Source organism: Streptomyces sp. NPDC028308 (assembly GCF_055565855.1).
In genome coordinates, this window is sequence record NZ_JBVHTO010000001.1 from 160,546 (window position 1) to 182,493 (window position 21,948).

Sequence of the window (21,948 nt, forward strand, 5' to 3'; positions counted from 1 at the left end):
TTGTGGCCTGGGCCATAGCGGAGGAACCGGTTCCATTCATGCCGAAGGGGCCCCGGATCACGCCGAAGGGCCCCCGGACCAGGCAGGTCCGGGGGCCCTTCGGGCGGCGGCGGGGCGCAGACCCCGCAGGCGCGCTACGCCTTCGTCGTGTCCTCGACCTCCTCCTCGGGCTCGCGCCCCGGAGTCTTCAGGTCGAACTTCGTGATCGCGAACCGGAAGATCGCGTAGTACACGGCGGCGAAGCACAGCCCGATCGGGATGATCGCCCACGGCTTGGTCGCCAGGTTCCAGTTGATGACGTAGTCGATCAGGCCCGCCGAGAAACTGAAGCCGTCGTGCACGCCGAGCCCCCAGGTCACGGCCATCGAGACACCGGTCAGCAGCGCGTGGACCACGTACAGCAGCGGTGCGATGAACAGGAACGAGTACTCGATCGGCTCCGTGATGCCGGTGACGAACGACGTCAGCGCCACCGACAGCATCAGACCGCCGATCTCCTTGCGGCGATGGGGCTTCGCGCAGTGAGTCATGGCCAGGCACGCGGCCGGCAGCGCGAACATCATGATCGGGAAGAACCCCGTCGTGAACTGTCCCGCGTCCGGGTCGCCCGCCAGGAACATGTTGATGTCGCCGTGCACCACCGTCCCGTCCGGCTTGGTGAAGCTGCCGAACTGGAACCAGATGGGCACGTTCAGGAACTGGTGCAGCCCGATCACCAGCAGCGCGCGGTTCGCCACACCGAAGACACCGGCGCCCCACGCCCCCAGACCCACCAGCCAGTCGCTGAAGTTCTCCAGCCCGTCACCGATCGGCGGCCACACCCACAGGCACAGCGAGGCGAACGCGATCGCCACGAACGCCATGATGATCGGCACCAGCCGGCGGCCGTTGAAGAACCCGAGCCAGTCCACCAGCTTCGTCCGGTGGAAGCGCTGCCAGAAGTACGCCGACAGCAACCCGATCACGATGCCGCCGAACACCCCGGGATTCTGGTACGTGAACTCCACCACGGAGTTGTCCTCCGCCTGGCAGCCCAGCTTGATCGCGATGCTGCCCGACGGACAGTCCTCCGGAAACGCGCGCAACACGCTGTAGTAGACGAGAAAGCCCACCACCGCCGCCAGCGCCGTGGAACCGTCCGCCTTCTTCGCCATCCCGATGGCCACGCCCACGCAGAACAGCATCGGCAACCCGAGCTGACCGTCCAGCAGCGCGCCGCCCGCCGCGCCCATCACCTTCGAGACGTTGTCCCAGCCGAGCCCGTCCGCACCGAACACGTCCGGCTGCCCCAGCCGGTTGAGGATGCCCGCCGCGGGCAGCACGGCGATGGGCAGCTGGAGGCTGCGGCCCATCTTCTGCAGCCCCTGGAACGCGGTGTTCCAGCGGGCGCGCGCGGGTGAGACGGCGCTGTCGGCACTCATGGACGTCCTCCGGGAACAGGACCGGGTTTGGCGGCCGTTGAAAACTGGTGTAGACCAGTTGCGAGCGATCGGGCTGTCGTGATCGACATCATTCGGTACACACCGCACGACCGCTCGCGAAGATGGGCCAACTGTGGGTTACTGCGACAAAAGCGGTTCGGATCAGGGAGAAGCACATGGCCAGCAAGGCTGAGAAGATCGTTGCCGGGCTCGGCGGCATCGAGAACATCGAAGAGGTCGAGGGCTGCATCACCCGCCTCCGCACCGAAGTCATCGACCCGAGCAAGGTCGACGAAGCCGCCCTCAAGGCCGCCGGCGCCCACGGCGTCGTCAAGATGGGCACCGCCATCCAGGTCGTCATCGGCACCGACGCCGACCCCATCGCCGCCGACATCGAAGACATGATGTGACCACCTGAACCCACCGGGCCCACCCACACCGGGCCCCGCAGGGCCCACCCGGGCCCACTCCGAAGGGCCGCTCCCCGCACCCGGAGCGGCCCCTCACGCATGTACGGCTAGGCTCGTCGCCATGTCTCGAATCGACGGCCGCACGCCCGAACAGCTCCGCCCCATCACCATCGAGCGCGGCTGGAGCAAGCACGCCGAAGGCTCCGTCCTCGTCTCCTTCGGCGACACCAAGGTCTTCTGCACCGCCACCGTCACCGAAGGCGTCCCGCGCTGGCGCAAAGGCAGCGGCGAAGGCTGGGTCACCGCCGAGTACTCCATGCTCCCCCGCTCCACCAACACCCGCGGCGACCGCGAATCCGTCCGCGGCCGCATCGGCGGCCGCACCCACGAGATCAGCCGCCTCATCGGCCGCTCCCTGCGCGCCGTCATCGACTACAAGGCCCTCGGCGAGAACACCATCGTCCTCGACTGCGACGTCCTCCAGGCCGACGGCGGCACCCGCACCGCCGCCATCACCGGCGCCTACGTCGCCCTCGCCGACGCCGTCACCTGGGCCCAGGGCAAGAAGCTCGTCAAGGCCGGCCGCCAGCCCCTCACCGGCACCGTCTCCGCCGTCTCCGTCGGCATCGTCGGCGGCGTCCCCCTCCTCGACCTCCGCTACGAGGAGGACGTCAAGGCCGACACCGACATGAACGTCGTCTGCACCGGCGACGGCCGCTTCGTCGAGATCCAGGGCACCGCCGAGGCCGAACCCTTCGACCGCAAGGAACTCAACGCCCTTCTCGACCTCGCCGTCGCGGGCTGCGACGAACTCGCCGCCGCCCAGCGAGCCGCCCTCGAGGCAACCACGCGCTAGCCGTTCGCGTTCTAAGGGATACGGGCGCACGGTCCAGCCGTGCGCCCGCGACCACATCTTGCCCACGGGGAGGGACCGTTCCATGGCCTCGCGCCACCGCCGCCGCACCGCGGTAATCGCCATCGTCACCGCACTCGTCGCCCTGCCGGCGGCCGTCGGCTGCGACGCCGTCAACAAGGCCCTGGACTGCGTCCAGACCGCCGACGCCATAGCCGACAGCGTCACCGACCTCCAGCAAGCCGTCGAGAACGCCGCCGACGACCCCACACAGACCGACGAATCCCTCCGGTCCATCGAGCGGAACCTCGACAAGATCGGCGACAAGACCGACAACACCGACGTCAACAAGGCCGTCGACGACCTCGGCGACGCCGTCGACAACGTCCGCACCGCCATCAAGAACGGCGACGAGACCCCCGACATCAGCCCCGTCACCGACGCCGCCGGCGAACTCACCAAGGTCTGCACGCCGTAACCGCCGGCACCCCGCCCACAGGTACCGGACCACGGGCCACGCCCACCCCTGGATACTGGTGCGCATGACCCGCCTGATCCTCGCCACCCGCAACGCCGGAAAGATCACCGAGCTGAGGGCGATCCTCGCCGACGCAGGACTGCCCCACGACCTCGTCGGCGCGGACGCCTACCCCGACATCCCCGACGTCAAGGAAACCGGCGTCACCTTCGCCGAGAACGCCCTGCTCAAGGCGCACGCCCTCGCACAGGCCACCGGACTGCCCGCCGTCGCCGACGACTCCGGCCTCTGCGTCGACGTCCTCGGCGGCGCCCCCGGCATCTTCTCCGCCCGCTGGGCCGGCCGCCACGGCGACGACGCGGCCAACCTGGAGCTCCTGCTCGCCCAGCTCGGCGACATCGCCGACCCGTACCGGGGCGCCCACTTCGCCTGCGCGGCGGCCCTCGCCCTCCCCGACGGCACCGAACGCGTCGTCGAGGGCCGGCTCACCGGCACCCTCCGCCACGCCCCCTCCGGCACGAACGGGTTCGGCTACGACCCGATCCTCCAGCCCCACGGCGAGACCCGCACCTGCGCGGAACTCACCCCCGACGAGAAGAACGCGATCAGCCACCGGGGCCAGGCGTTCCGTGCCCTGGCCCCGGTGGTACGGGAACTGCTGGGCTGAGAGAGACGGAGAAGCCGTGGCCGCCGCCTGTTCGAGGGCGGAGACCACGGCTTCCCGGTGGTGCGGCCGGTGGGACTCGAACCCACACGGGTGTGAACCCACTGGGACCTAAACCCAGCATGACTGCCAGTTCCATCACGGCCGCGTACAGCCGGTCATGGCACTCGACCGGTGACGGTTCAGTGTACCGAGGCCCGGGTGACCGGCGGCAGTCCGCGGGCGGACGGCGTCACGAGCGCCGTCTGCCCCCTCGGCACCACGTGACGGTGACCGCGTGGCAGTTGGGGCAAAGCAGCCGCAGGTTCTCGCGCCGGTCGTCGCTCCAGTCCCCGTTGACGTGGTCGATCTCCAGCGTCATCGGCTCACCCTGCCAGAGTGGACCTGTACCGCACTCGGCACACTCCTCGGGCACGCCGGTCTCGCGAAGTGCCCGGCGCAGGAGATACGTCCTCGTCCGGCGCTCACCGCCGTGCCGGACGAGCACCTCCTCCGGCCGTTTCACGGCCGTCGGGCCGGCTTTTCCTCGCTGGTGCGCCTGCCCCAGGAAATGCGAGGCGTCGATGGCGTACGCAGTGATCAGCCGGGAGAGCAGCGCCCGCATCCTGGAATTGGCGGGGAGGTTCAGCGACCGGAGGGCCCCGGCGACGGAGACGGACTCACCGACCGCCCGGCGCACATCCTCCTCGCTCGGCAGCTCCAGGGCTTCGGAGCGGCCTACGCCGGAGAAGTGCGAGACGTCGATCCCGAAATGCTCGAAGCGCCTGTACAGGTGCCGGCGCAGCTGTCCGTAGGGCCGCGTACCGAAGAAGGCGATGGCCTCGTCGATGTCCGAGCACTGCCCGGCTGCCTGGACCAATCGCTCGCGGGTGTACCGCGTACCGCCGCTCACGCGTTTCCGCCCGGGGCGCGCCCCTTGTTTCGCCCCCGGTAACTGTCCGTGACGCAATGGCAGTTGGGGCACAGCAGTTGCAGGTTCCCGATGCGATTGTTCCGCCAGTTGCCGTCGACGTGGTCGACCTCCAGGGGAAGCGGGCGCCCGCGCCAGACCGGCTCGATTCCGCAGCGCGCGCACCGTTCCGGCACCCCGAGGTCCGTCATCGCCTCCTTGAGACGGTGGCCTGGCACGCGGCGGGCGTGACCGGCGGGCTGCTCGACGAGCAAGGCGTCCGACCTGCGGGGGCGCCGGACCTCCCCGCGCCGTGAGGGAGCCCTGAAGTGCGAGGTGTCGATGCCGTACGCCTTGATGCGGCGGCTGATGTGTGTGTGGTGTCCGCCCACGACCTCGAGTCCGAGCCGGCGCAGTACTTCACACATGTTCGTCGAGGCCGCGACCGCCGCTTCCAGGACCTCTCTGGTCCACCGGACGCCCTCCCGCTCGAAGTGCGAAGTGGTCACGCCGAGCTTCTTCATGCGCGCCTGGAGGTAGCGGCGCGTCGGACTCCCCGGATCCACCCCCAGCCTCACCAGCGCCTCCGACAGTGTCCGGGACGCGGTCGCCGCTTCCTCCAGGCGGGCTTTCGTGTACGGGCTGGTGCCCATCGTTCCCCTCCGTTCCGGCCACCTGTTCGTGGCTCGTACGGAGTAACGAAGTGATGGTCGGACCGTCACGCGGGTGGATGGAACGGGCCGGTGGGCGGCGGCTCGGGGCGGGCCGGCGGACGGAGGTCCCGGTGTGCGGGACCCCGTCCGCAATCCGCCCGCCGCCCGGGATCTCAGATGCCGAGGTCCTTGATGATCTTCGCCACGTGGCCGGTCGCCTTGACGTTGTACAGCGCCCGCTCGACCTTGCCGTCCTCGTCGACGATCACCGTGGAGCGGATCACGCCGACGTAGGTCCTGCCGTAGTTCATCTTCTCGCCGTAGGCGCCGTACGCCTGGAGGACCGTCTTGTCGGGGTCGCCGACGAGCGTGACCCTCAGGTTCTCCTTGTCGCGGAACTTGGCGAGCTTCTCCGGCGCGTCGGGGGAGACGCCGATGACGTCGTAGCCGGCGCCAGCGAGCACGTCGAGGTTGTCGGTGAAGTCGCAGGCCTGCTTGGTGCAGCCGGGGGTGAGGGCCGCCGGGTAGAAGTAGACGATGACCTTGCGGCCCTTGTGGTCGGCAAGGGAGACCTCGTTGCCGTCTGCGTCCGGCAGGGTGAAGGCGGGGGCGGTGTCGCCGGGCTGGAGTCGCTCGCTCATCGGTACCTCACGTGGCAGGGGCGGGTTTCGGGGAACGAGCCTAATGGGCTCGCGCACGTCCGACAGGGGGTGCCGTGGGGTGCGATCGCCCGTGAGCTGACAGACTGTCGACCAAAGACAGTCCGGAGAACAGAGTTACGTCGCAACGACCACGGAGGCAGCGCGGTGTCGGATACGTCGAGAACGTCGGATACCAGGACTCCGGCGCAGATCGAGGCGGACATCAAACGCCGCCGGGAAGTCCTCGCGGAGACGCTGGACGAGATCGGTGTGCGAGTCCATCCCAAGACCATCGTCGGGGACGCCAAGGCCAAGGCCGTCTCCCACATCGACCACACGCTGGGCCGTGCCTACATCAGCGTGAACCGGGTCGTGGGTGACGTGCGGGGGCAGTTCGTCACGGAGGAGGGTGCGCCCCGGCTGGAGCGCATCGTGCCGGTGGCGCTGCTCGCGGTGGGGCTGGTGGGTCTGCTCACGCTGACCCCGCGGCGTCGCAGGCGCTGACCCGATGGCGTACGGAAGCGGCCGGGGCGGGTAGGTTCGGGGCGTGAGCGAGAAGACCCATCACGACGACAAGCTGCCCATCCGGATGCTGCACGACCGCGTGCTCGTGCGGCAGGACGCCGCGGAGGGCGAACGCCGCTCGGGCGGCGGCATCCTGATCCCCGCGACCGCGGCCGTCGGCCGACGCCTCGCCTGGGCGGAGGTCGTGGCGGTGGGGCAGAACGTACGGACCGTGGAGCCGGGCGACCGGGTCCTCTACGACCCCGAGGACCGTGCCGAGGTCGAGGTGCGGGGCACCGCCTACGTGCTGATGCGCGAGCGGGACCTGCACGCGGTGGCCGCGGACCGCTTCGAGGGGTCCGAGGACTCGACCGGGCTGTATCTGTAGGCAGGTGCCGCAAGGGGCCGGTGACCGTTGTCACCGGCCCCTTCGGCGTTCCTTTGCTACGTTGGTGGGACCCCGACGAGACGCGCCGTACCGGGATCCGCAAAGACGACGCACCCCCTGTTGACCCATTGACGGAGGTGCCTGTCATGGCCTGGATCCTGCTACTCGTCGCCGGTCTGCTCGAAGTGGCCTGGTCGGTCGGGATGAAGTACACGGACGGTTTCACCCGGCTGGTGCCGAGCCTCCTGACCGGCGCGGGGATCGTCGCGAGCATGCTGCTGCTGTCGTACGCGGCCAGGTCGCTGCCGATCGGTACGGCGTACGGCGTGTGGGTGGGGATCGGGGCCGCTGGTGCGGCGGTGCTCGGCATGGTGGTGCTGGGGGAGCCGGTGACCGCGGCCCGGATCTTCTTCGTCTGTCTGCTGCTGGTGGCCGTGGTGGGGCTGAAGGCGACCTCGGGTCACTGAGGCCGCCTTCACCGCCGCCGGGGCGCTACGGGCGTCTTGTGGTGGGTTCGCTGAACAGTCCGGCGGCCGTGCCCGCGGCGTCTCCGCCGTCCGTCGAGCCGCCGGTGTCCGTGGTGCCGCCGTCCGTCGTGCCTCCGGTGTCCGTGCCGCCGCCGTCGGTCGCCCCGCCGTCCGTGGTGCCGCCGTCCGTCGCCCCGCCGTCGGTGGCGGTGCCGCCGGTGGTGGGGGTGCCGCCGGTCGTGCCGCCCGTGCCAGGGGTGCCGCCGGTCTCCGTGCCGCCGGTGGTGGGGGAGGCGCCCGTGGTGCCGCCGGTGTCCTGGCCGCCGGTGCCGGGGGTCTGGCCGGTGGGGCCGGTGGAGGGCGACTGGGGCTCCTCCGCGCCCACCTCCAGCTCCAGGTCGAAGTCCTTGACCGGGCTGCTCGCGAGGGCGGTGCGCGTGTACTGGGCCCAGATCTGCGTCGGGTAGCCGCCGCCGTTGATGCGGGCCTGGCCGAGCGCGCCGTACAGCGGCTTGTGCTCGCCGGTCTCGGGGTCCTGGCCCATCACGGAGACGACGGTGGCGAGCTCGGGTGTGTAGCCGGCGAACCAGGCGGCCTGGTCGTTCTCGGCGGTGCCGGTCTTGCCCGCGGCGGGGCGGCCCGCGGCCTGGGCTGCGGTGGCGGTGCCGCCCTCGACGACGCTCTGCAGGACCGACGTGGTGGTGTCGGCGGCCTCGCGGTCGACGGCCTGCCGGGTGCCGCGTCCGGGCAGCTGCACGTCCTCGGCGCCGTCCTTGGTGATGTCCTCGACGAGGGTGTACGTGCCGTGCCTGCCGTGGTTGGCGAGGGTCGCGTAGGCCTGAGCCATGTCCAGGACGCTGGCGGTGGCCGGGCCGAGGGCGATGGACGGGGTGGCGCTCAGGTCGGGGGTGCTCGCCGGGATGCCGAGGGCGACGGCCGTGTCCTTGACCTTCTCCGGGCCGACGTCGACCGCCATCTGGGCGTACACCGCGTTGACCGACTTGTCGGTGGCGGTGCGCACGGTGATGGGGCCGTAGGAGACGTTGTCCTCGTTCTCGGGGGCGTAGGAGCCGCCGCTCCAGCCCTGGACGGGCCGCTTGTCGGTGCCGTCGTAGACGGTGTTGGGGGTGATCGTGCGGCCGTCCTGCGTGGTCGAGCCGTTCTGAACGGCGGAGGTGAAGACGAACGGCTTGAAGGTGGAGCCGACCTGGTAGTCGCGGCGGGTGGCGTTGTTGACGTACTGCTTGGTGTAGTCGATGCCGCCGTACATGGCGACGACCTTGCCGTTCTGCGGGTTGATGGAGACGCCGCCCGCGCGGACGTAGGTGTCGACCTTGCGGTTCTTCTTGTCGAGGCGGTCCATGACCTGGTCGTCGACGGCCTTGACGAAGGCGTTCTGCTTCTTCTTCTGGATGGTGGTGGTGATGCGGTAGCCGCCGGTGGCGAGGGTGTCCTCGTCGATAATCTTGTTGCTCGTGAGGTAGTCGCGTACGGCCTGGACGAGGTAGCCGCGCTGTCCGGACATCCCGGCCGAGCCCTTGGCCTCCTTGGGCGCCGGGAACGTGACGTCGACGCGGGCGGACTGGCTGAGCCAGTCCTTCTTGACCATGCCGTCGAGGACGTAGTTCCAGCGGGCCAGGGCCGCGGACTTGTTCTCGGGGTGGGCGATCACGTCGTACTCGCTGGGCGCGTTCAGGAGCGCGGCGAGGTAGGCGCCCTGCCCGACGGTGAGGTCCTGGGCGTCGACGCCGTAGTACGCCTGGGCGGCGGCCTGGATGCCGTAGGCGTTGCGGCCGAAGTAGCTGGTGTTGAGGTAGCCCTCGAGGATGTCGTCCTTGCTCTTCTCGCGGTCGAGCTTGATGGAGATGAAGAACTCCTTCACCTTCCGGGAGACGGTCTGCTCCTGGCCCAGGTAGTAGTTCTTCACGTACTGCTGGGTGATCGTCGAGCCGGACTGCCTGCCCTTGCCGGTGACGGTGTTCCAGCCGGCGCGGACCATCGCCTTGGGGTCGACGGCCGACTCGGTGTAGAAGTCCCGGTCCTCGGCGGCCAGTACCGCGTGCTGGGTGCCCTTGGCGATCTGGGCGAGGGTCACGTTCTCGCGGTTGACCTCGCCGTCGCGGGCGAGCTGGCTGCCGTCCGCGTACAGGTACACGTTGCTCTGCTTGACGGCGGCCGCGTTCGCGGGCGGGATCTTGACCAGGTAGTAGCCGAGCGCGAAGAGGCCGACGAGGAGCAGGATCAGGCCGACGAAGGTGCCGAGCACCATCCGCCAGGTGGGGACGAGCCGGCGCCAGCCGGTGCGCCGGGGCCGCTTCTTCTTGCCCGCCGGGCCCGCCGAAGCCGCCGGGTCCGACGGAGCCTGCGCGGGCTCGTCGGGCGCCCGGCCCTTGTTGCTGTCCTGCGGCTGCGGCTCGTCGCTCATCTCGGTGCCGGACTCCTGTTTCGCGTCGTACTGACCCGTACGACCTCGTACGTCTTCTGCGTCCCCTCTTGAAGACTCTCGCACCGGGCGTTCCGTTCCCCGATCCCGCAACGTGTCGCGACGGAAAAATGCGTGGCAAGCCGCGCCACCTGCGGGCTAGGCTCGTGCGCTTTGGCCCGGAGCGGCGAAGGGGGCTGGGCTCGTGGGGACAGCGCGGTTGTACGCGGCCGTCGCGGTGAGCGGGTTCCGCCGGTACGCGACGTACCGGACGGCGACGGCGGCGGGCGTGTTCACCAACACCGTGTTCGGGCTGATCCTGGCGTACACGTATCTGGCGCTGTGGCACGAGAGGCCGCACCTCGGGGGGTACGACCAGGCGCAGGCGCTGACGTACGTGTGGCTGGGGCAGGCGATGCTGATGGTGGTCGCGGTGATGGGCGGCGGTTTCGAGGACGAGCTGATCGAGCGGATCCGCACCGGCGACATCGCGATCGACCTGTACCGGCCGGTGGATCTTCAGGCGTGGTGGCTGGCCGCGGACGCGGGGCGGGCGCTGTTCCACCTGCTGGGCCGGGGGGTGGTGCCGATGGTGTTCGGCGCGTTCGTCTTCGATTTGGCGCTGCCCGCCGATCCGCTGGCGTGGCTGGCGTTCCTGGTCGCGGTGGCGCTCGGGGTGGTGGTGAGTTTCGCGATCCGTTTCCTGGTGGCGTTGTCGGCGTTCTGGCTGCTGGACGGGGCGGGGGTGGCGCAACTGGCGTTCCTGGCGGGGATCTTCTGCTCGGGCATGCTGCTGCCGCTGAACGTGTTCCCGGGGGTGCTGGGCGAGGTGGTGCGCGCGCTGCCGTGGGCGTCGCTGATCCAGGCGCCGGTGGACGTCCTGCTCGGCCGGGCCGAGCCGCTGTCCACGTACGCGTTCCAGGCGGCGTGGGCGGTGGGGCTGCTGGCGGCCGGGCGGCTGCTGCAGGGCGCGGCGACCCGGCGGGTGGTGGTGCAGGGTGGCTGACGGCGGCGCGTGCGCGGGCGGCGGGTACGGGCGGGTGCGGGAGGCCCTGCGCGCGTACCGCATGATCGCGGCGATGTGGATCCGCTCCACGATGGCGTACCGGGCGTCGTTCGCGATGACGGCGTTCGGGAACTTCGCGGCGACCGCGCTGGACTTCGCGGCGATCCTGCTGATGTTCTCGCAGGTGGACCGGCTGGGCGGCTACTCGCTGCCCGAGGTGGCGTTCCTCTACGGGCTGTCGGGGGCGGCGTTCGGGCTGGCGGACCTGGCGATGGGGTCGATGGACCGGCTGGGGCGGCGGGTGCGCGACGGCACGCTGGACACGCTGCTGGTGCGTCCGGTGCCGGTGCTGGCGCAGGTCGCCGCGGACCGTTTCGCGCTGCGCCGGCTGGGCCGGATCACGCAGGGGCTGCTGGTCCTCGGCTGGGCCGTCGCCGCTCTCGACATCGCGTGGAGTCCGCTGAAGGTGCTGCTGATCCCGGTGACGCTGCTCAGCGGGGGTGCGATCTTCGCGGCGGTGTTCGTGGCGGGCGCGGCGTTCCAGTTCGTGGCGCAGGACGCCTCCGAGGTGCAGAACTCCTTCACGTACGGCGGCAACACGCTGCTGCAGTACCCGCCGACCGTCTTCGCGAAGGACCTGGTGCGCGGGGTGACCTTCGTGCTGCCGCTGGCCTTCGTCAACTGGCTGCCCGCGCTGTACGTGCTGGGGCGGCCCTATCCGCTGGATCTGCTGGCCTGGGTGGCCTTCACGCCGCCGCTGGTGGCGGCGGGCTGCTGCGCGCTGGCGGGTCTGGCCTGGCGTGTGGGACTGCGTTCCTACCGGAGTACAGGGAGTTAGCGGACATGGACCGTCACAGCGTCGCCCCGGACGGGGGGCCGGCCGTCGCGGCCGGCGGACCGGCTGCGGCCGGGCAGGGCTTCATCGAACTCGACGGTGTCGAGAAGGTCTTCGACGTACGCAGGAGGACCGGGTTCCTGCGGGGCGAGCGCCGGCAGGTGCGGGCGGTGGACGGCCTCTCGTTCACCGTGGCGCGCGGGGAGATGGTGGGCTACATCGGCCCGAACGGCGCGGGGAAGTCGACGACCATCAAGATGCTGACGGGGATCCTCACGCCCAGCGGGGGCCGGCTGCGGGTCGCGGGGATCGATCCCTCGCGCGAGCGGACCCGGCTGGCGCAGCGGATCGGTGTCGTCTTCGGGCAGCGCACGACGCTGTGGTGGGACCTCCCGCTGATCGACTCCTACCGGCTGATGCGCCGCATGTACCGCATCCCCGACGGCCGTTACCGGGAGAACCTCGACCGGTGTGTCGAACTCCTGGAGCTGGCGCCTCTGTTGAACGTGCCGGTGCGGCAGCTGTCGCTGGGGCAGCGGATGCGCGGGGACATCGCGGCGGCGCTGCTGCACGACCCGGAGGTGCTGTACCTGGACGAGCCGACGATCGGCCTGGACGTGGTCTCCAAGGCCAAGGTCCGTGGTTTCCTGCGGGACTTGAACGCGGACCAGGGCACGACGATGCTGCTCACCACGCACGACCTCACCGACATCGAGCAGCTGTGCCGGCGGGTGATGGTCATCGACCACGGGCGGCTGATGTACGACGGTGCGTTGGCCGGGCTGCACGAGGTGGCGGAGGCGGAGCGGACGCTGGTGGTGGATCTGGAGCGTGAACTGCCGCCCGTCCAGTTGGAGTCGGCGCGCGTGGTGCGGGTGGAGGGGCCGCGGCAGTGGCTCGCCTTCCCGGCCGCGCAGTCGGCGGCTCCGCTGGTGGCGCGGATCGCGGCGGAGTATCCGCTGGTGGATCTGTCGGTCCGCGAGCCCGACATCGAGGCGGTCATCGCGAAGATGTACGCGGAGAGGGCGAACTCGTAGGCTGCTCGGCATGACGGACGAACTCCCCGGGCTCCGGGCCTCCGACGCCGATCGTGAACGAGTCGCCGAGCAGTTGCGGGACGCGCTGGCCGAAGGCCGCCTCGACATGGAGGAGTTCGAGGAGCGGCTGGAGGCGACGTACCGGGCCCGTACGTACGGCGAGCTGGCGCCGATCACCCGTGATCTGCCCGGCGCGGACGCCGTCGCGCCGGTGTTCCCGGCCGGTGTGCCCGCGGAGCGCGGCGGCTGGGGCGAGCGGATCGTCGGCGGTGAGGGCTCGTCGTCCTGGGGTGTCGCCGTGCTGTCGGGGTTCGAGCGCAAGGGGCGCTGGACCGTGCCGCGGCGCTTCACGGCGTTCACGTTCATGGGCGGTGGTGATCTCGACCTGCGGGAGGCGAACTTCGCGGAGCGTGAGGTCGTCGTCCACTGCGTCGCGGTCATGGGCGGCGTGAACATCCTGGTGCCGCCGGGCGTCGAGGTCGTCGTGCGCGGTGTCGGTGTGATGGGCGGTTTCGACCACCGCGAGGACGGTGTGCCGGGTGACCCGGGGGCGCCGCGCGTGGTCGTCACCGGGTTCGCCTTCTGGGGCGGGGTGGGGGTGGAGCGCAAGCTGACGAAGGCGGAGCGGCTGCGTCTGAAGGAGGAGCGCCGACGGCTCAAGCTGGAGCGCAAGGCGGCCCGCAAGGAACTCCAGGGCTCCGCCGGGCCGGACCTCGACGACCACGACGGCGAGGACGGCTTCGACGAGTCCGACGAGCGGGACGGCTCGCGACGCGGGTCTTTGACAGAGCGTCAGGAGCGCCGGGAGCGGCACGCGGAGCGCCGGGAGGCGCGGCGCGAGGACCGTGGCCGGCGGTGGCACGGGGGCCACTGACCGGCGGCGCCGGGACGGCCGTCCCGGCGCCGGGGCCCGTCAGAGCTCGGCCGGGGCCGCGCCCTTCAGGTCGCCCAGGTCGAAGGAGTCGGCCATCTCGCGGTAGCCCTTGTCGCTCGGGTGCAGGTGGTCGCCCGAGTCGTAGTCGGAGCGCAGCCGGCGCGGGTTGTACGGGTCGCGCAGCGCCTTGTCGAAGTCGACGACGTCGTCGTACACCCGGCCCGAGCGGATCTCCGCGTTGACGGCCTGGCGTACGGCCTCGCGGTCGTCGCTGTAGCCGCGGTGCCCCTGGAAGGGCATCAGGGTGGCGCCGACGACGCGCAGTCCGCGGGCGTGGGCCTGCGCGACGAGCTTGCGCAGTCCGCCGACGATCAGACGGGGGTCGGCCTGGTTCGGGTTGCGCAGGATGTCGTTGACGCCGAGGTCGACGACGACGGCCCTGACGTTCGTGCGGCCGAGGACGTCGCGCTGGAAGCGGGAGAGGCCGCTCGGGTTGTCGGCGGGGCGGCCGAGGCCGGAGGCCAGGACCTGATTGCCGCTGATGCCCTGGTTGACGACGCTGTAGCGGGGCACGTCGCCGGAGCCGGCGGCTTCGCGCAGGCGGGCCGAAAGGGCGTCCGTCCAGCGGCGGTTGGCGCCCACGGTGGAGGTGACGCCGTCGGTCAGCGAGTCGCCGATCACGACGACCGTGCCGTCCGACTCGTTGCTCAGCACGTCCAGGGCGGTCAGGTAGCGCCAGTACGGGGTCTGCCCGGTGTACGCGGTGCCGGTGACGTCCTCGGTGCGGTCGCCCTCGGCGGTGTACGAGATCTGCCGGGCCTGCGGGTGGTAGGTGACCGGGCCCGACGGGGTGGGCGAGAACGTCGTCACGAGGACGTCGCCGCCGCGCGGGACGGTGACCCGGACGGCGTCGCTCATGACCTGCCGCCCGGCCGGGATGATCACCGAGGCGTTCCCGGCGAAGGTGAGCCGGCGCATGGTGTCGGCGGCGGCCGCCGCGTCGTGCGGGGCGGCGGCGACGGCGAGGGTGGCGTGCGTGATGCTGAGCGGCTGCTGCCCGTAGAGATTGGACAGCGTGACGCGGGCACTCGTACCCCCGACACCGGCGTGCACGACGTTGCGCACGGAGCGGCCCGCCATGCCGTTCGTCTCGGTGCCCGGCTCCGCGCCGGCCGGGGAGGCCGACCAGGAGCCGACCCAGGTGCCGGTGGACGCCGGGGCGGCGGAGTTGTGCGGGGTGCGGCCGCTCGCCAGATCGGTCTCGGCGCCGCCCTCGTCGGTGGAGACACCGACGTATATGGCGGCGGAGAACGTCATGATCACGGCGATGATCGCGGCGAGCAGGGCGCCGTGTCGTGCGGGGGACACCCCCGCACCCCCGACGTGACGCTTGGTCATGCGGTGCGTGTCTCCTCGGACGACGGGAGCCCGAGGCTCCGATGTGATGACCCCATGATGCGGCATGGGGAAGAAGAACTCCGAAAGACCCCTGTGGTCCCCGGTTGAACTCCCGTCCGGACAGACGCCGGGAACTCCTGTTCCGTTCCATGAGTCGGTCAGGAAGGGACAATGTGTACGAGGTCACCGAGCGGGTGGAGCGGATGGAACGTACGAAAGCGGAAGAAACAGGTGCCGAGGGGCAGCATGCCCGGCCGGGTGCCCCCGGGAACCGTCCGGCCGCGGGCCCGTCCGGGCGGGCCATGAACACGTTCAGCCCCGCCGACGAGGAGAAGCGCCGCGGGGTGCGCCGGATGAAGATCACGGCGACCGGCCTGCTGCTCTTCGTCGCCCTCGTGTACGTCCTCGCCAAGTGGGCGTCCCACCAGGGCGCGGGCGCCTGGGCGGAGTACGTGGCCGCCGCCGCGGAGGCCGGCATGGTCGGCGCGCTCGCCGACTGGTTCGCGGTCACGGCCCTCTTCCGTCACCCGCTCGGCCTGCCGATCCCGCACACGGCGATCATCCCGAACAAGAAGGACCAGCTCGGCGTCTCCCTGGGCGAGTTCGTCGGGGAGAACTTCCTCTCCGAGGAGGTCGTACGCCAGCGGCTGCGCGCCGTCGGCATCGGCAGCCGGCTCGGCGCCTGGCTCGCCGAACCGGAGCACGCCGACCGCGTCACCGCCGAACTCGCCACCGCGCTGCGCGGGGCGCTGACCGTGCTGCGCGACTCCGACGTCCAGGCGGTCGTCGGCGAGGCCATCACCCGGCGCGCCGACGCCCAGGAGATCGCCCCCGGCATCGGCAAGATGCTGGAGCGGGTCGTCGCCGACGGCGGCCACCACCGGGTCGTGGACCTGGTCTGCGTGCGCGCCCACGACTGGCTGGTGCTGCACGGCGACTCGGTGATGGACGCCGTGCAGGGCGGCGCCCCCGGCTGGACCCCGCGGTTCGTCGACAGGAAGGTCGGCGAGCGGGTCTACAAGGAACTGCTCCGCTTCGTCACCGAGATGCGCGACGCGCCCTCGCACCCGGCCCGCGGCGCCCTCGACCGCTTCCTCACCGACTTCGCCTCCGACCTCCAGTCCGACACCGACACCCGGGCCCGCGTGGAGCGCCTCAAGGGCGAGGTGCTCGGCCGCGGCGAGGTCCAGGACCTGATCGCGTCCGCCTGGACGGCCGTACGCGCCATGATCGTCTCAGCCGCCGAGGACGAGCGCAGCGAACTGCGCCTGCGGGTCAGGGCCTCGCTGCTCTCCCTGGGCGCCCGCATGGCCACCGAGCCCAAGCTCCAGGGCAAGGTCGACGGCTGGGTCGAGGGGGCCGCGGTGTACGTGGTGACGACCTACCGTACGGAGATCACCTCCCTGATCACCGACACCGTGGCCGGCTGGGATGCCGAGCACACCACCCGGAAGATCGAGGCCCACATCGGCCGCGACCTGCAGTTCATCCGGATCAACGGCACGGTGGTCGGCTCGCTGGCCGGACTGCTCATCTACGTGGTGTCCCGCGCCCTGGGGGCCTGAGACGACGTGCCCGGACGGGCGGGGCGGGGAGCCCACGCGGGTACCCCGGGCGCCCGCCCCGGCGGGCGTGAGAAGCGCAGACCAGGGCACTCTGAACTGGGTCACCCCCGGGGTCACTCAACGAAGAGGGAGCCATGACAGCATCAGCGACGCCGGCCTCAGTGCCCGGCTCCACGGGAACCGTCACGACCGCGGTACCGGCCCGCCTGGACCGGCTGCCGTGGTCACGCTGGCACTGGATGATCGTGATCGGCCTCGGCACCGTCTGGATCCTGGACGGCCTGGAGGTCACCACCGTCGGCAACATCGCCGGCCGCCTCTCCGAGGACGGCAGCGGACTGGCCATCACCTCGGCGCAGGTCACCGGCATCGCGGCGGCGCTCTATGTGGCGGGTGCCTGCGCGGGCGCGCTGTTCTTCGGCTGGCTGACCGACCGGTTCGGCCGCAAGAAGCTGTTCATGATCACGCTCGCCGTGTATCTCGCCGCGACCGCGCTGACCGCCGTGTCCTTCTCCCCGTGGTGGTTCTTCACCTTCCGCTTCCTCACCGGCTTCGGCATCGGAGGCGAGTACGCGGCCATCAACTCCGCGATCGACGAGCTGATCCCCTCCAAGTACCGCGGCCGCGTCGACCTCATCATCAACGGCAGCTACTGGCTCGGCGCGATCGGCGGAGCCCTGCTCTCCATCGTCATGCTGAACACGGACATCTTCCCGAAGAACGTCGGCTGGCGGCTCACCTTCGCCCTCGGCGTCGTCCTCGGACTGGTGATCCTGCTGGTCAGGCGACACGTGCCGGAGAGCCCGCGCTGGCAGTTCATCCACGGCAAGGGTGAGGACGCCGACGCCCTCGTCACCTCCGTCGAACGCGAGATCGAGGAGGAGAAGGGGCAGCCGCTCCCGGCGCCGGACCGCGAGATCACCATCGAGCAGCGCAAGAGCATCGGCTTCGGCCTCATCGCCAAGACCGTCTTCGGCCGCTACCCCAAGCGGGCCACGCTCGGACTCGCCCTCTTCATCGGCCAGGCGTTCCTCTACAACGCGATCACCTTCGGCTTCGGCGCCATCCTCACCAAGTTCTTCGACGTGCCCACCGGCAAGACCGGCTACTACTTCGCGGTCATCGCGGCCGGCAACTTCCTCGGCCCGCTGCTGCTCGGCAAGCTCTTCGACACCGTCGGCCGGCGCATCATGATCTCCTCGACGTACCTGATCTCCGGCATCCTCCTCTTCGGCACGGCCTGGCTCTTCGACCAGGGCTCGCTGGACGCGGTGACGATGACGGCCTGCTGGTGCGCGGTGCTGTTCTTCGCGTCGGCGGGTGCCTCCAGCGCGTACCTGACGGTCTCCGAGGTCTTCCCGATGGAGACCCGGGCCATGGCCATTGCCTTCTTCTACGCCCTCGGCACCGCCGCCGGCGGCATCAGCGGTCCGCTCGTCTTCGCGGACCTCACCGAGTCCGGCGTGGTCGGCGACACGGTGCTCGCCTTCCAGATCGGCGCGAGCCTGATGTGCGCGGCGGGGCTGGTCGCCGTGTTCCTGGCGGTGAACGCCGAGCGCCGGTCGCTGGAGGACATCGCCACACCCCTGTCGGCGACGGAGAACAAGCCGGCGTCCGACACCTCTTCGGCACCGGCGACCTGATCGCAGGCCGGGTCTGACCCCGGTTTTCCGGTCCCGGTCTGGTTACGGCCCCGGCGTCCTGTGGGCGCCGGGGCCGGTGTGTGTGGGGGCCCGGTGCGCTGCGGGGGCGGGTGAGCGCGGCCTCCGATGCCATGCGGGGCGTACCGGGGAAGGGAACCTGAGTACGCGTACTCTGTCGGAGCGTTTCCTTCCGGCGGAACCTCGTACGCATGACCGAGAAGCTGTTGAGCCCCTTGCGAACGCGCCCCTGGCCGGAACGCTGGCTGACGCGCGTGCTCGGCGCCGCCCTCTCCGGGACGGCGTATCTCCTGTGCCTGCCCTGGGATCTGCGCGACCGCGTGCGGATACCGGGCGCCTTTGACGAGACCACCCCGGTGCCGGGCGCCGGTGTTCTGCTGCTCGCCGCGGCACTGCTCCTCCTGGCGGCCTACTTCGGCCACCGCGACGCCCTAGCCTGGCCGCTGCTGCTGGTCGCGGTGCCCCCGGCGGCGCTCATGCACCTCTCCCTGCGCACGCACCCGGGCCCGCCGGACGGGTTCTCGCACGCGTGGCCGCTGGTGTGGGCGTTCCACACGCTCGTGATCGCCACCGGGGTACTCGTGGCGGCGGCGGTGGCCCGGCAGTTCAGGGACGAACCGCAGGACGACGAAGCGGTGTTCGCCCACACCTGTGACGCGTGAGGAGCGACTGAGGACTCCGGACCGCCGGTTCGGGCGCCCGATGTGTGGACTCCCGGCTCACTGACCGTAGAAGTACGCGGAGCCCTTCTCGATGAAGTGCGAGGCGTAGACGCGGCCGAGGGCGGGCTTGCCGCGGTAGGTGCCCACGTACTGGCGGGCGCTGTCGACCACCACGGGCCGGGTCATGACGGCGAACTTCAGGCGCTGCTGCTGCTCCGCCCACTGCACGGCCGCCGGGTCGACCCGCTCGCTGACCAGCACGGGGAACGCGCCGATCCCGTTCTGCAGGCCGACCGGCAGGCCGCCCTTGTTGTCCTTGGCGTACTTCATCACCTGGTCGGTGAAGCCCGAGATGGCCTCGACGGTTATCTCCGGGACGGCCGCCGCCACGGTGAACAGGTGCAGCCGCGTGGCCATCCAGCGCATACGGAAGTCCGCGCGGCGCCCGACGAGGACGGGCACCCCGGCCCAGTCCTCCCACCGGGTGCCGCATCCGTCGGCCGTCAACCGCTGTTCCAACGAGGCCAGGTAGGCCCCCGACGCCGAGTGTCCCGGCGGTCCCTGCTGTGCGTACATGAGCGGGATCCTATGCGCCGGTCGTGGATCCCGGTCGGATGATCATCAGAACGGTGACGGTGGCCCAGAGCAGGTTGAAGGTTCCCGTGAACATGGCGAGCCGGACCGTCGCCGCCCGGTCGCCCGTACCCTCCAGGATCGCGCTCTGCCGGGGCAGGACCAGCGCGGCCAGGACCACGGCGGCGGCCGCCGTCAGCGCGATCGAGACGACCAGCCAAGTGTCCCCGAGGACGCCCATGTTGCTCGCGGTGGCGAACCCGAACACGGGCACGACGACGCCGACGGCGGCGTACACCCGGCAGATTCGGTGCAGCAGCCGCGTGGTCGCGAGGGCCTGCACGTCGGCGGGCTCGTCGAGCACCTTGCGCGCGGCGGGCGGGAACAGACTCGCGGCGACGGTGACGGGCCCGACGGCGACGATGGCGGCGATGACGTGAACGGCGAGGAGGAACTTGGTCACGCAGCGACGGTAGGGGCCGGTCCGGATCTTGCAGAAGTGGCGATAGTGCCAGGAGTCAACGGATTCCAGCCAGGGGCGTGCGAGACCACGGGCTGGGGCTTCTATCGAGGTGACGGGGGTAGGAGCCGCCGTTCACCGCGGCGGGCCGGGGTAACCAAGGCGGGTCCGTCGGGGTTGAACAGGTTGGGGGCGGGTTGGCTGCAATCCGGCGAATGTCTAGGATCTCGCCATGCACACCGTGGCCGTACTGGCGCTCGACCAGGTCATCCCGTTCGACCTCTCCGCCCCGATCGACACGTTCGGGTGGGCCCGGCTGCCGGACGGCCGGGAGGCGTACCGGGTCCGGGTCTGCTCGGTGGCCGAGGAGGTGAGCGCGGGCCCGTTCGCGGTGCGGGCCCCGTACGGCCTGGACGCGCTGGCGGAGGCCGACACGATCGTCCTGCCGGGGGTGGCGGACCCGAGCGCGCCGCTGCCGCCGGGGGTGGCGGAGGCGCTGCGCGCGGCGGCGGCGAACGGCACGCGGATCGCGTCGATCTGCGTCGGCGCCTTCGTCTTCGCCGCCACCGGGCTCCTGGACGGGCTGCGGGCCACCACGCACTGGGTCGCGGCGGCGGACCTGGCGGCCAGGTATCCGGCGGTCACGGTCGACCCGAACGTCCTCTACGTCGACAACGGCCAGTTCCTCACCTCGGCGGGCGCGGCCGCCGCGATCGACATGTGCCTGCACATGATCCGCCGGGACCACGGCTCGGCGGTGGCGGCACACGCGGCCCGGATGTCCGTGGTCCCGCTCGAACGGGAGGGCGGGCAGGCCCAGTTCATCGTCCACGCCCAGCCCCCGGCGCCCGCCGGCAGCACGATGGAGCCCCTGCTGCACTGGCTGGAGGAGAACGCGGGCAGGGACCTGACCCTGGAGGACATCGCCGTCCAGGCGGGCATGAGCACGCGCACGCTCAACCGCCGCTTCCGGGAGCAGACGGGGACGACGCCGCTGCAGTGGCTGCACCGGGCGCGGGTCCGACGCGCCCAGTACCTCCTGGAGACGACGACCTACCCGGTCGAACGCATCGCGACCCAGGCGGGCTTCGGCTCCCCGACGGCATTCCGGGACCGCTTCAGACGCGTCGTGGGCACGAGCCCGCACGCATACCGGAGGGCGTTCCGGGGAGCGCCGGGGGCTGCCGCGTCGGCGTGACGGTGATGCGGGCTCCTGGATCGGGAAGGGTCCGGCGGCGAGCGCTCATGACGTTCGGTAGGGGGAGTCCGAGACGGGCGCCCAGAAGGGCAGGTGGGGCGGCTCGGCGGCGACCGCTCGGACCGGCCGATCGGCGGCTCGGGCAGGGGCGCTCGGACGGGCTAGTACGACGGCTCGGCGACGGAGGCTCGGACTGTGGCCGATCGGCGGCCGGGGGAGGGGCGTTCGGGCGGGGCTGTACGGCGACTCGGCGACGGAGGCTCGGGCCATCCGTACGGCCGCTCGGCAAGGGCGCTCGAATCGGCCGTACGGTGACGCAGCTCGGCCGCCGGGTGGCTCAGCAAGTTTGCGACGGCGCCGGTCTGACCGCCGACCCCGGGTATCAGGCGTGGCGGTCGGCGACGGCCCAGGAGGCGAGCGCCACGGCTCCGGCGACGCCGAATACGGCGGGCCAGGCGCCGACCTTCTTGGCGAGGGGGTGGGATCCGGCGAAGGCGGCGACGTAGGCGGCGCCCAGTACTCCGGCGGCCCTGCCACCGGCCTGCTGCTGCCACTGCCGTCCGGCGGCGGCACCGGCGGCGGCCAGCACGACCCCGCCCAGCTGCCGCTTCCCGGTCCACCGGGCGACGCCGTACCCGCCGACAAGTCCGCCGGCGGCCACCACCGCGGCCGGAACCTTCGCCATCGCTGCCTCCTGCTGCTGCCGACTCGGTCGATCGCCATCGAGGCTAACGCGCTCACCTCACCGCAGGACGACCGCCTCACAGGTGCTTGAGGAATTGCTTGACCGGAGCGGGAAGGCCCCGCACGACACAAGCTCGTAGCGGGCTCGATGATTTGAAACTCGGAGTGGCAATTACGTGACACGAAGAGTCGACAAGTGACTCGG

The 21,948-nt window shown here is 71.0% G+C and carries 24 protein-coding genes, 1 tRNA gene and 1 riboswitch; of the genes, 15 read left to right on the plus strand and 10 right to left on the minus strand.

What is annotated here, in order from left to right; genetic code table 11:
* Positions 1 to 134: 134 nt before the first annotated feature.
* Positions 135 to 1,421 carry a PTS transporter subunit EIIC gene (locus tag ACZ4VA_RS00670; protein ID WP_389389641.1) on the minus strand — a complete coding sequence of 429 codons (1,287 nt, stop codon included), beginning with the start codon at positions 1,419 to 1,421 and terminating at the stop codon, positions 135 to 137.
* A gap of 122 nt (positions 1,422 to 1,543) precedes the next feature.
* On the opposite strand from ACZ4VA_RS00670, the gene ACZ4VA_RS00675 reads away from it, so the two are divergent.
* The 4 genes from ACZ4VA_RS00675 to rdgB all read left to right on the plus strand — a co-directional run bounded on the left by ACZ4VA_RS00675 (position 1,544) and on the right by rdgB (position 3,829).
* Entirely contained in the window at positions 1,544 to 1,831 is a 288-nt protein-coding gene (locus ACZ4VA_RS00675) for a PTS sugar transporter subunit IIB (RefSeq protein ID WP_355780341.1), read from the plus strand.
* A 121-nt stretch (positions 1,832 to 1,952) separates the two neighbouring features.
* Positions 1,953 to 2,687 (plus strand): ribonuclease PH, encoded by a 735-nt coding sequence (rph, locus tag ACZ4VA_RS00680; protein ID WP_355780338.1) that lies wholly within the window; start codon positions 1,953 to 1,955, stop codon positions 2,685 to 2,687.
* Positions 2,688 to 2,769: 82 nt separating this feature from the next.
* On the plus strand, positions 2,770 to 3,162 hold the full coding sequence (locus ACZ4VA_RS00685) for a hypothetical protein (protein WP_355780335.1): 393 nt from the start codon (positions 2,770 to 2,772) through the stop codon (positions 3,160 to 3,162).
* Between the two features lie 64 nt (positions 3,163 to 3,226).
* A complete protein-coding gene (rdgB, locus tag ACZ4VA_RS00690) occupies positions 3,227 to 3,829 on the plus strand; it encodes an RdgB/HAM1 family non-canonical purine NTP pyrophosphatase (protein WP_356172789.1) in 603 nt (200 codons plus the stop codon).
* Positions 3,830 to 3,887: 58 nt separating this feature from the next.
* Here the strand turns inward: rdgB and ACZ4VA_RS00695 are convergent.
* The 4 genes from ACZ4VA_RS00695 to bcp all read right to left on the minus strand — a co-directional run bounded on the left by ACZ4VA_RS00695 (position 3,888) and on the right by bcp (position 6,009).
* A tRNA-Leu gene (locus ACZ4VA_RS00695) sits at positions 3,888 to 3,974 on the minus strand.
* An 84-nt stretch (positions 3,975 to 4,058) separates the two neighbouring features.
* Positions 4,059 to 4,718 (minus strand): HNH endonuclease, encoded by a 660-nt coding sequence (locus ACZ4VA_RS00700; RefSeq protein WP_468079104.1) that lies wholly within the window; start codon positions 4,716 to 4,718, stop codon positions 4,059 to 4,061.
* Complete coding sequence (locus ACZ4VA_RS00705) at positions 4,715 to 5,368, minus strand: HNH endonuclease signature motif containing protein (RefSeq protein WP_468079106.1); 654 nt, start codon at positions 5,366 to 5,368, stop codon at positions 4,715 to 4,717. Before ACZ4VA_RS00705 ends, ACZ4VA_RS00700 begins: the two co-directional genes overlap by 4 nt.
* 173 nt (positions 5,369 to 5,541) lie before the next feature.
* On the minus strand, positions 5,542 to 6,009 hold the full coding sequence (gene bcp / locus ACZ4VA_RS00710) for a thioredoxin-dependent thiol peroxidase (protein ID WP_355780323.1): 468 nt from the start codon (positions 6,007 to 6,009) through the stop codon (positions 5,542 to 5,544).
* A gap of 165 nt (positions 6,010 to 6,174) precedes the next feature.
* On the opposite strand from bcp, the gene ACZ4VA_RS00715 reads away from it, so the two are divergent.
* The 3 genes from ACZ4VA_RS00715 (at position 6,175) to ACZ4VA_RS00725 (ending at position 7,368) form a co-directional block, all read left to right on the plus strand.
* A complete protein-coding gene (locus ACZ4VA_RS00715; RefSeq protein WP_355780320.1) occupies positions 6,175 to 6,513 on the plus strand; it encodes a DUF3618 domain-containing protein in 339 nt (112 codons plus the stop codon).
* Between the two features lie 43 nt (positions 6,514 to 6,556).
* Positions 6,557 to 6,901, plus strand: a complete 345-nt coding sequence (locus ACZ4VA_RS00720) for a GroES family chaperonin (protein ID WP_355780317.1) — start codon at positions 6,557 to 6,559, stop codon at positions 6,899 to 6,901.
* Positions 6,902 to 6,951: 50 nt separating this feature from the next.
* Positions 6,952 to 7,016, plus strand: a riboswitch (guanidine-III (ykkC-III) riboswitch).
* Positions 7,017 to 7,047: 31 nt separating this feature from the next.
* Positions 7,048 to 7,368, plus strand: coding sequence for a DMT family transporter (locus ACZ4VA_RS00725; RefSeq protein ID WP_356172784.1), 321 nt, complete (start codon positions 7,048 to 7,050; stop codon positions 7,366 to 7,368).
* A gap of 25 nt (positions 7,369 to 7,393) precedes the next feature.
* On the opposite strand, the gene ACZ4VA_RS00730 is transcribed toward ACZ4VA_RS00725, so the two are convergent.
* Complete coding sequence (locus tag ACZ4VA_RS00730; protein ID WP_468079109.1) at positions 7,394 to 9,793, minus strand: transglycosylase domain-containing protein; 2,400 nt, start codon at positions 9,791 to 9,793, stop codon at positions 7,394 to 7,396.
* A 202-nt stretch (positions 9,794 to 9,995) separates the two neighbouring features.
* On the opposite strand from ACZ4VA_RS00730, the gene ACZ4VA_RS00735 reads away from it, so the two are divergent.
* From ACZ4VA_RS00735 to ACZ4VA_RS00750, 4 genes are read left to right on the plus strand one after another with little or no spacing between them, the layout of a single operon-like run.
* Positions 9,996 to 10,796, plus strand: a complete 801-nt coding sequence (locus tag ACZ4VA_RS00735; RefSeq protein ID WP_356176369.1) for an ABC transporter permease — start codon at positions 9,996 to 9,998, stop codon at positions 10,794 to 10,796.
* Positions 10,789 to 11,634, plus strand: a complete 846-nt coding sequence (locus ACZ4VA_RS00740) for an ABC transporter permease (RefSeq protein ID WP_468079111.1) — start codon at positions 10,789 to 10,791, stop codon at positions 11,632 to 11,634. The genes ACZ4VA_RS00735 and ACZ4VA_RS00740 overlap by 8 nt, the downstream gene beginning before the upstream one ends.
* A gap of 5 nt (positions 11,635 to 11,639) precedes the next feature.
* On the plus strand, positions 11,640 to 12,668 hold the full coding sequence (locus ACZ4VA_RS00745) for an ABC transporter ATP-binding protein (protein WP_468079113.1): 1,029 nt from the start codon (positions 11,640 to 11,642) through the stop codon (positions 12,666 to 12,668).
* Between the two features lie 10 nt (positions 12,669 to 12,678).
* Entirely contained in the window at positions 12,679 to 13,542 is an 864-nt protein-coding gene (locus ACZ4VA_RS00750) for a DUF1707 SHOCT-like domain-containing protein (RefSeq protein WP_356176378.1), read from the plus strand.
* 39 nt (positions 13,543 to 13,581) lie between these two features.
* On the opposite strand, the gene ACZ4VA_RS00755 is transcribed toward ACZ4VA_RS00750, so the two are convergent.
* Positions 13,582 to 14,940, minus strand: a complete 1,359-nt coding sequence (locus tag ACZ4VA_RS00755; RefSeq protein WP_356173248.1) for an SGNH/GDSL hydrolase family protein — start codon at positions 14,938 to 14,940, stop codon at positions 13,582 to 13,584.
* A gap of 203 nt (positions 14,941 to 15,143) precedes the next feature.
* Between ACZ4VA_RS00755 and ACZ4VA_RS00760 the strand changes: the two genes are divergently transcribed.
* The 3 genes from ACZ4VA_RS00760 to ACZ4VA_RS00770 all read left to right on the plus strand — a co-directional run bounded on the left by ACZ4VA_RS00760 (position 15,144) and on the right by ACZ4VA_RS00770 (position 18,828).
* The gene (locus ACZ4VA_RS00760) at positions 15,144 to 16,505 is read left to right on the plus strand and encodes a DUF445 domain-containing protein (RefSeq protein ID WP_388904015.1); all 1,362 of its coding nucleotides are present in this window, start codon (positions 15,144 to 15,146) and stop codon (positions 16,503 to 16,505) included.
* A 134-nt stretch (positions 16,506 to 16,639) separates the two neighbouring features.
* Entirely contained in the window at positions 16,640 to 18,148 is a 1,509-nt protein-coding gene (locus tag ACZ4VA_RS00765) for an MFS transporter (RefSeq protein WP_356173242.1), read from the plus strand.
* A gap of 209 nt (positions 18,149 to 18,357) precedes the next feature.
* Positions 18,358 to 18,828: a hypothetical protein gene (locus ACZ4VA_RS00770; protein ID WP_355783599.1), complete on the plus strand. Its 471-nt coding sequence runs from the start codon at positions 18,358 to 18,360 to the stop codon at positions 18,826 to 18,828.
* 57 nt (positions 18,829 to 18,885) lie between these two features.
* Here the strand turns inward: ACZ4VA_RS00770 and ACZ4VA_RS00775 are convergent, their stop codons facing one another.
* Positions 18,886 to 19,404: a levansucrase gene (locus ACZ4VA_RS00775; RefSeq protein ID WP_402382953.1), complete on the minus strand. Its 519-nt coding sequence runs from the start codon at positions 19,402 to 19,404 to the stop codon at positions 18,886 to 18,888.
* Positions 19,405 to 19,414: 10 nt separating this feature from the next.
* Positions 19,415 to 19,864 carry a hypothetical protein gene (locus ACZ4VA_RS00780; protein WP_468079117.1) on the minus strand — a complete coding sequence of 150 codons (450 nt, stop codon included), beginning with the start codon at positions 19,862 to 19,864 and terminating at the stop codon, positions 19,415 to 19,417.
* Between the two features lie 229 nt (positions 19,865 to 20,093).
* Between ACZ4VA_RS00780 and ACZ4VA_RS00785 the strand changes: the two genes are divergently transcribed.
* Entirely contained in the window at positions 20,094 to 21,059 is a 966-nt protein-coding gene (locus ACZ4VA_RS00785) for a GlxA family transcriptional regulator (RefSeq protein WP_356173230.1), read from the plus strand.
* A 382-nt stretch (positions 21,060 to 21,441) separates the two neighbouring features.
* On the opposite strand, the gene ACZ4VA_RS00790 is transcribed toward ACZ4VA_RS00785, so the two are convergent.
* Positions 21,442 to 21,744, minus strand: a complete 303-nt coding sequence (locus ACZ4VA_RS00790) for a hypothetical protein (RefSeq protein WP_355783119.1) — start codon at positions 21,742 to 21,744, stop codon at positions 21,442 to 21,444.
* Positions 21,745 to 21,948 lie beyond the last annotated feature (204 nt).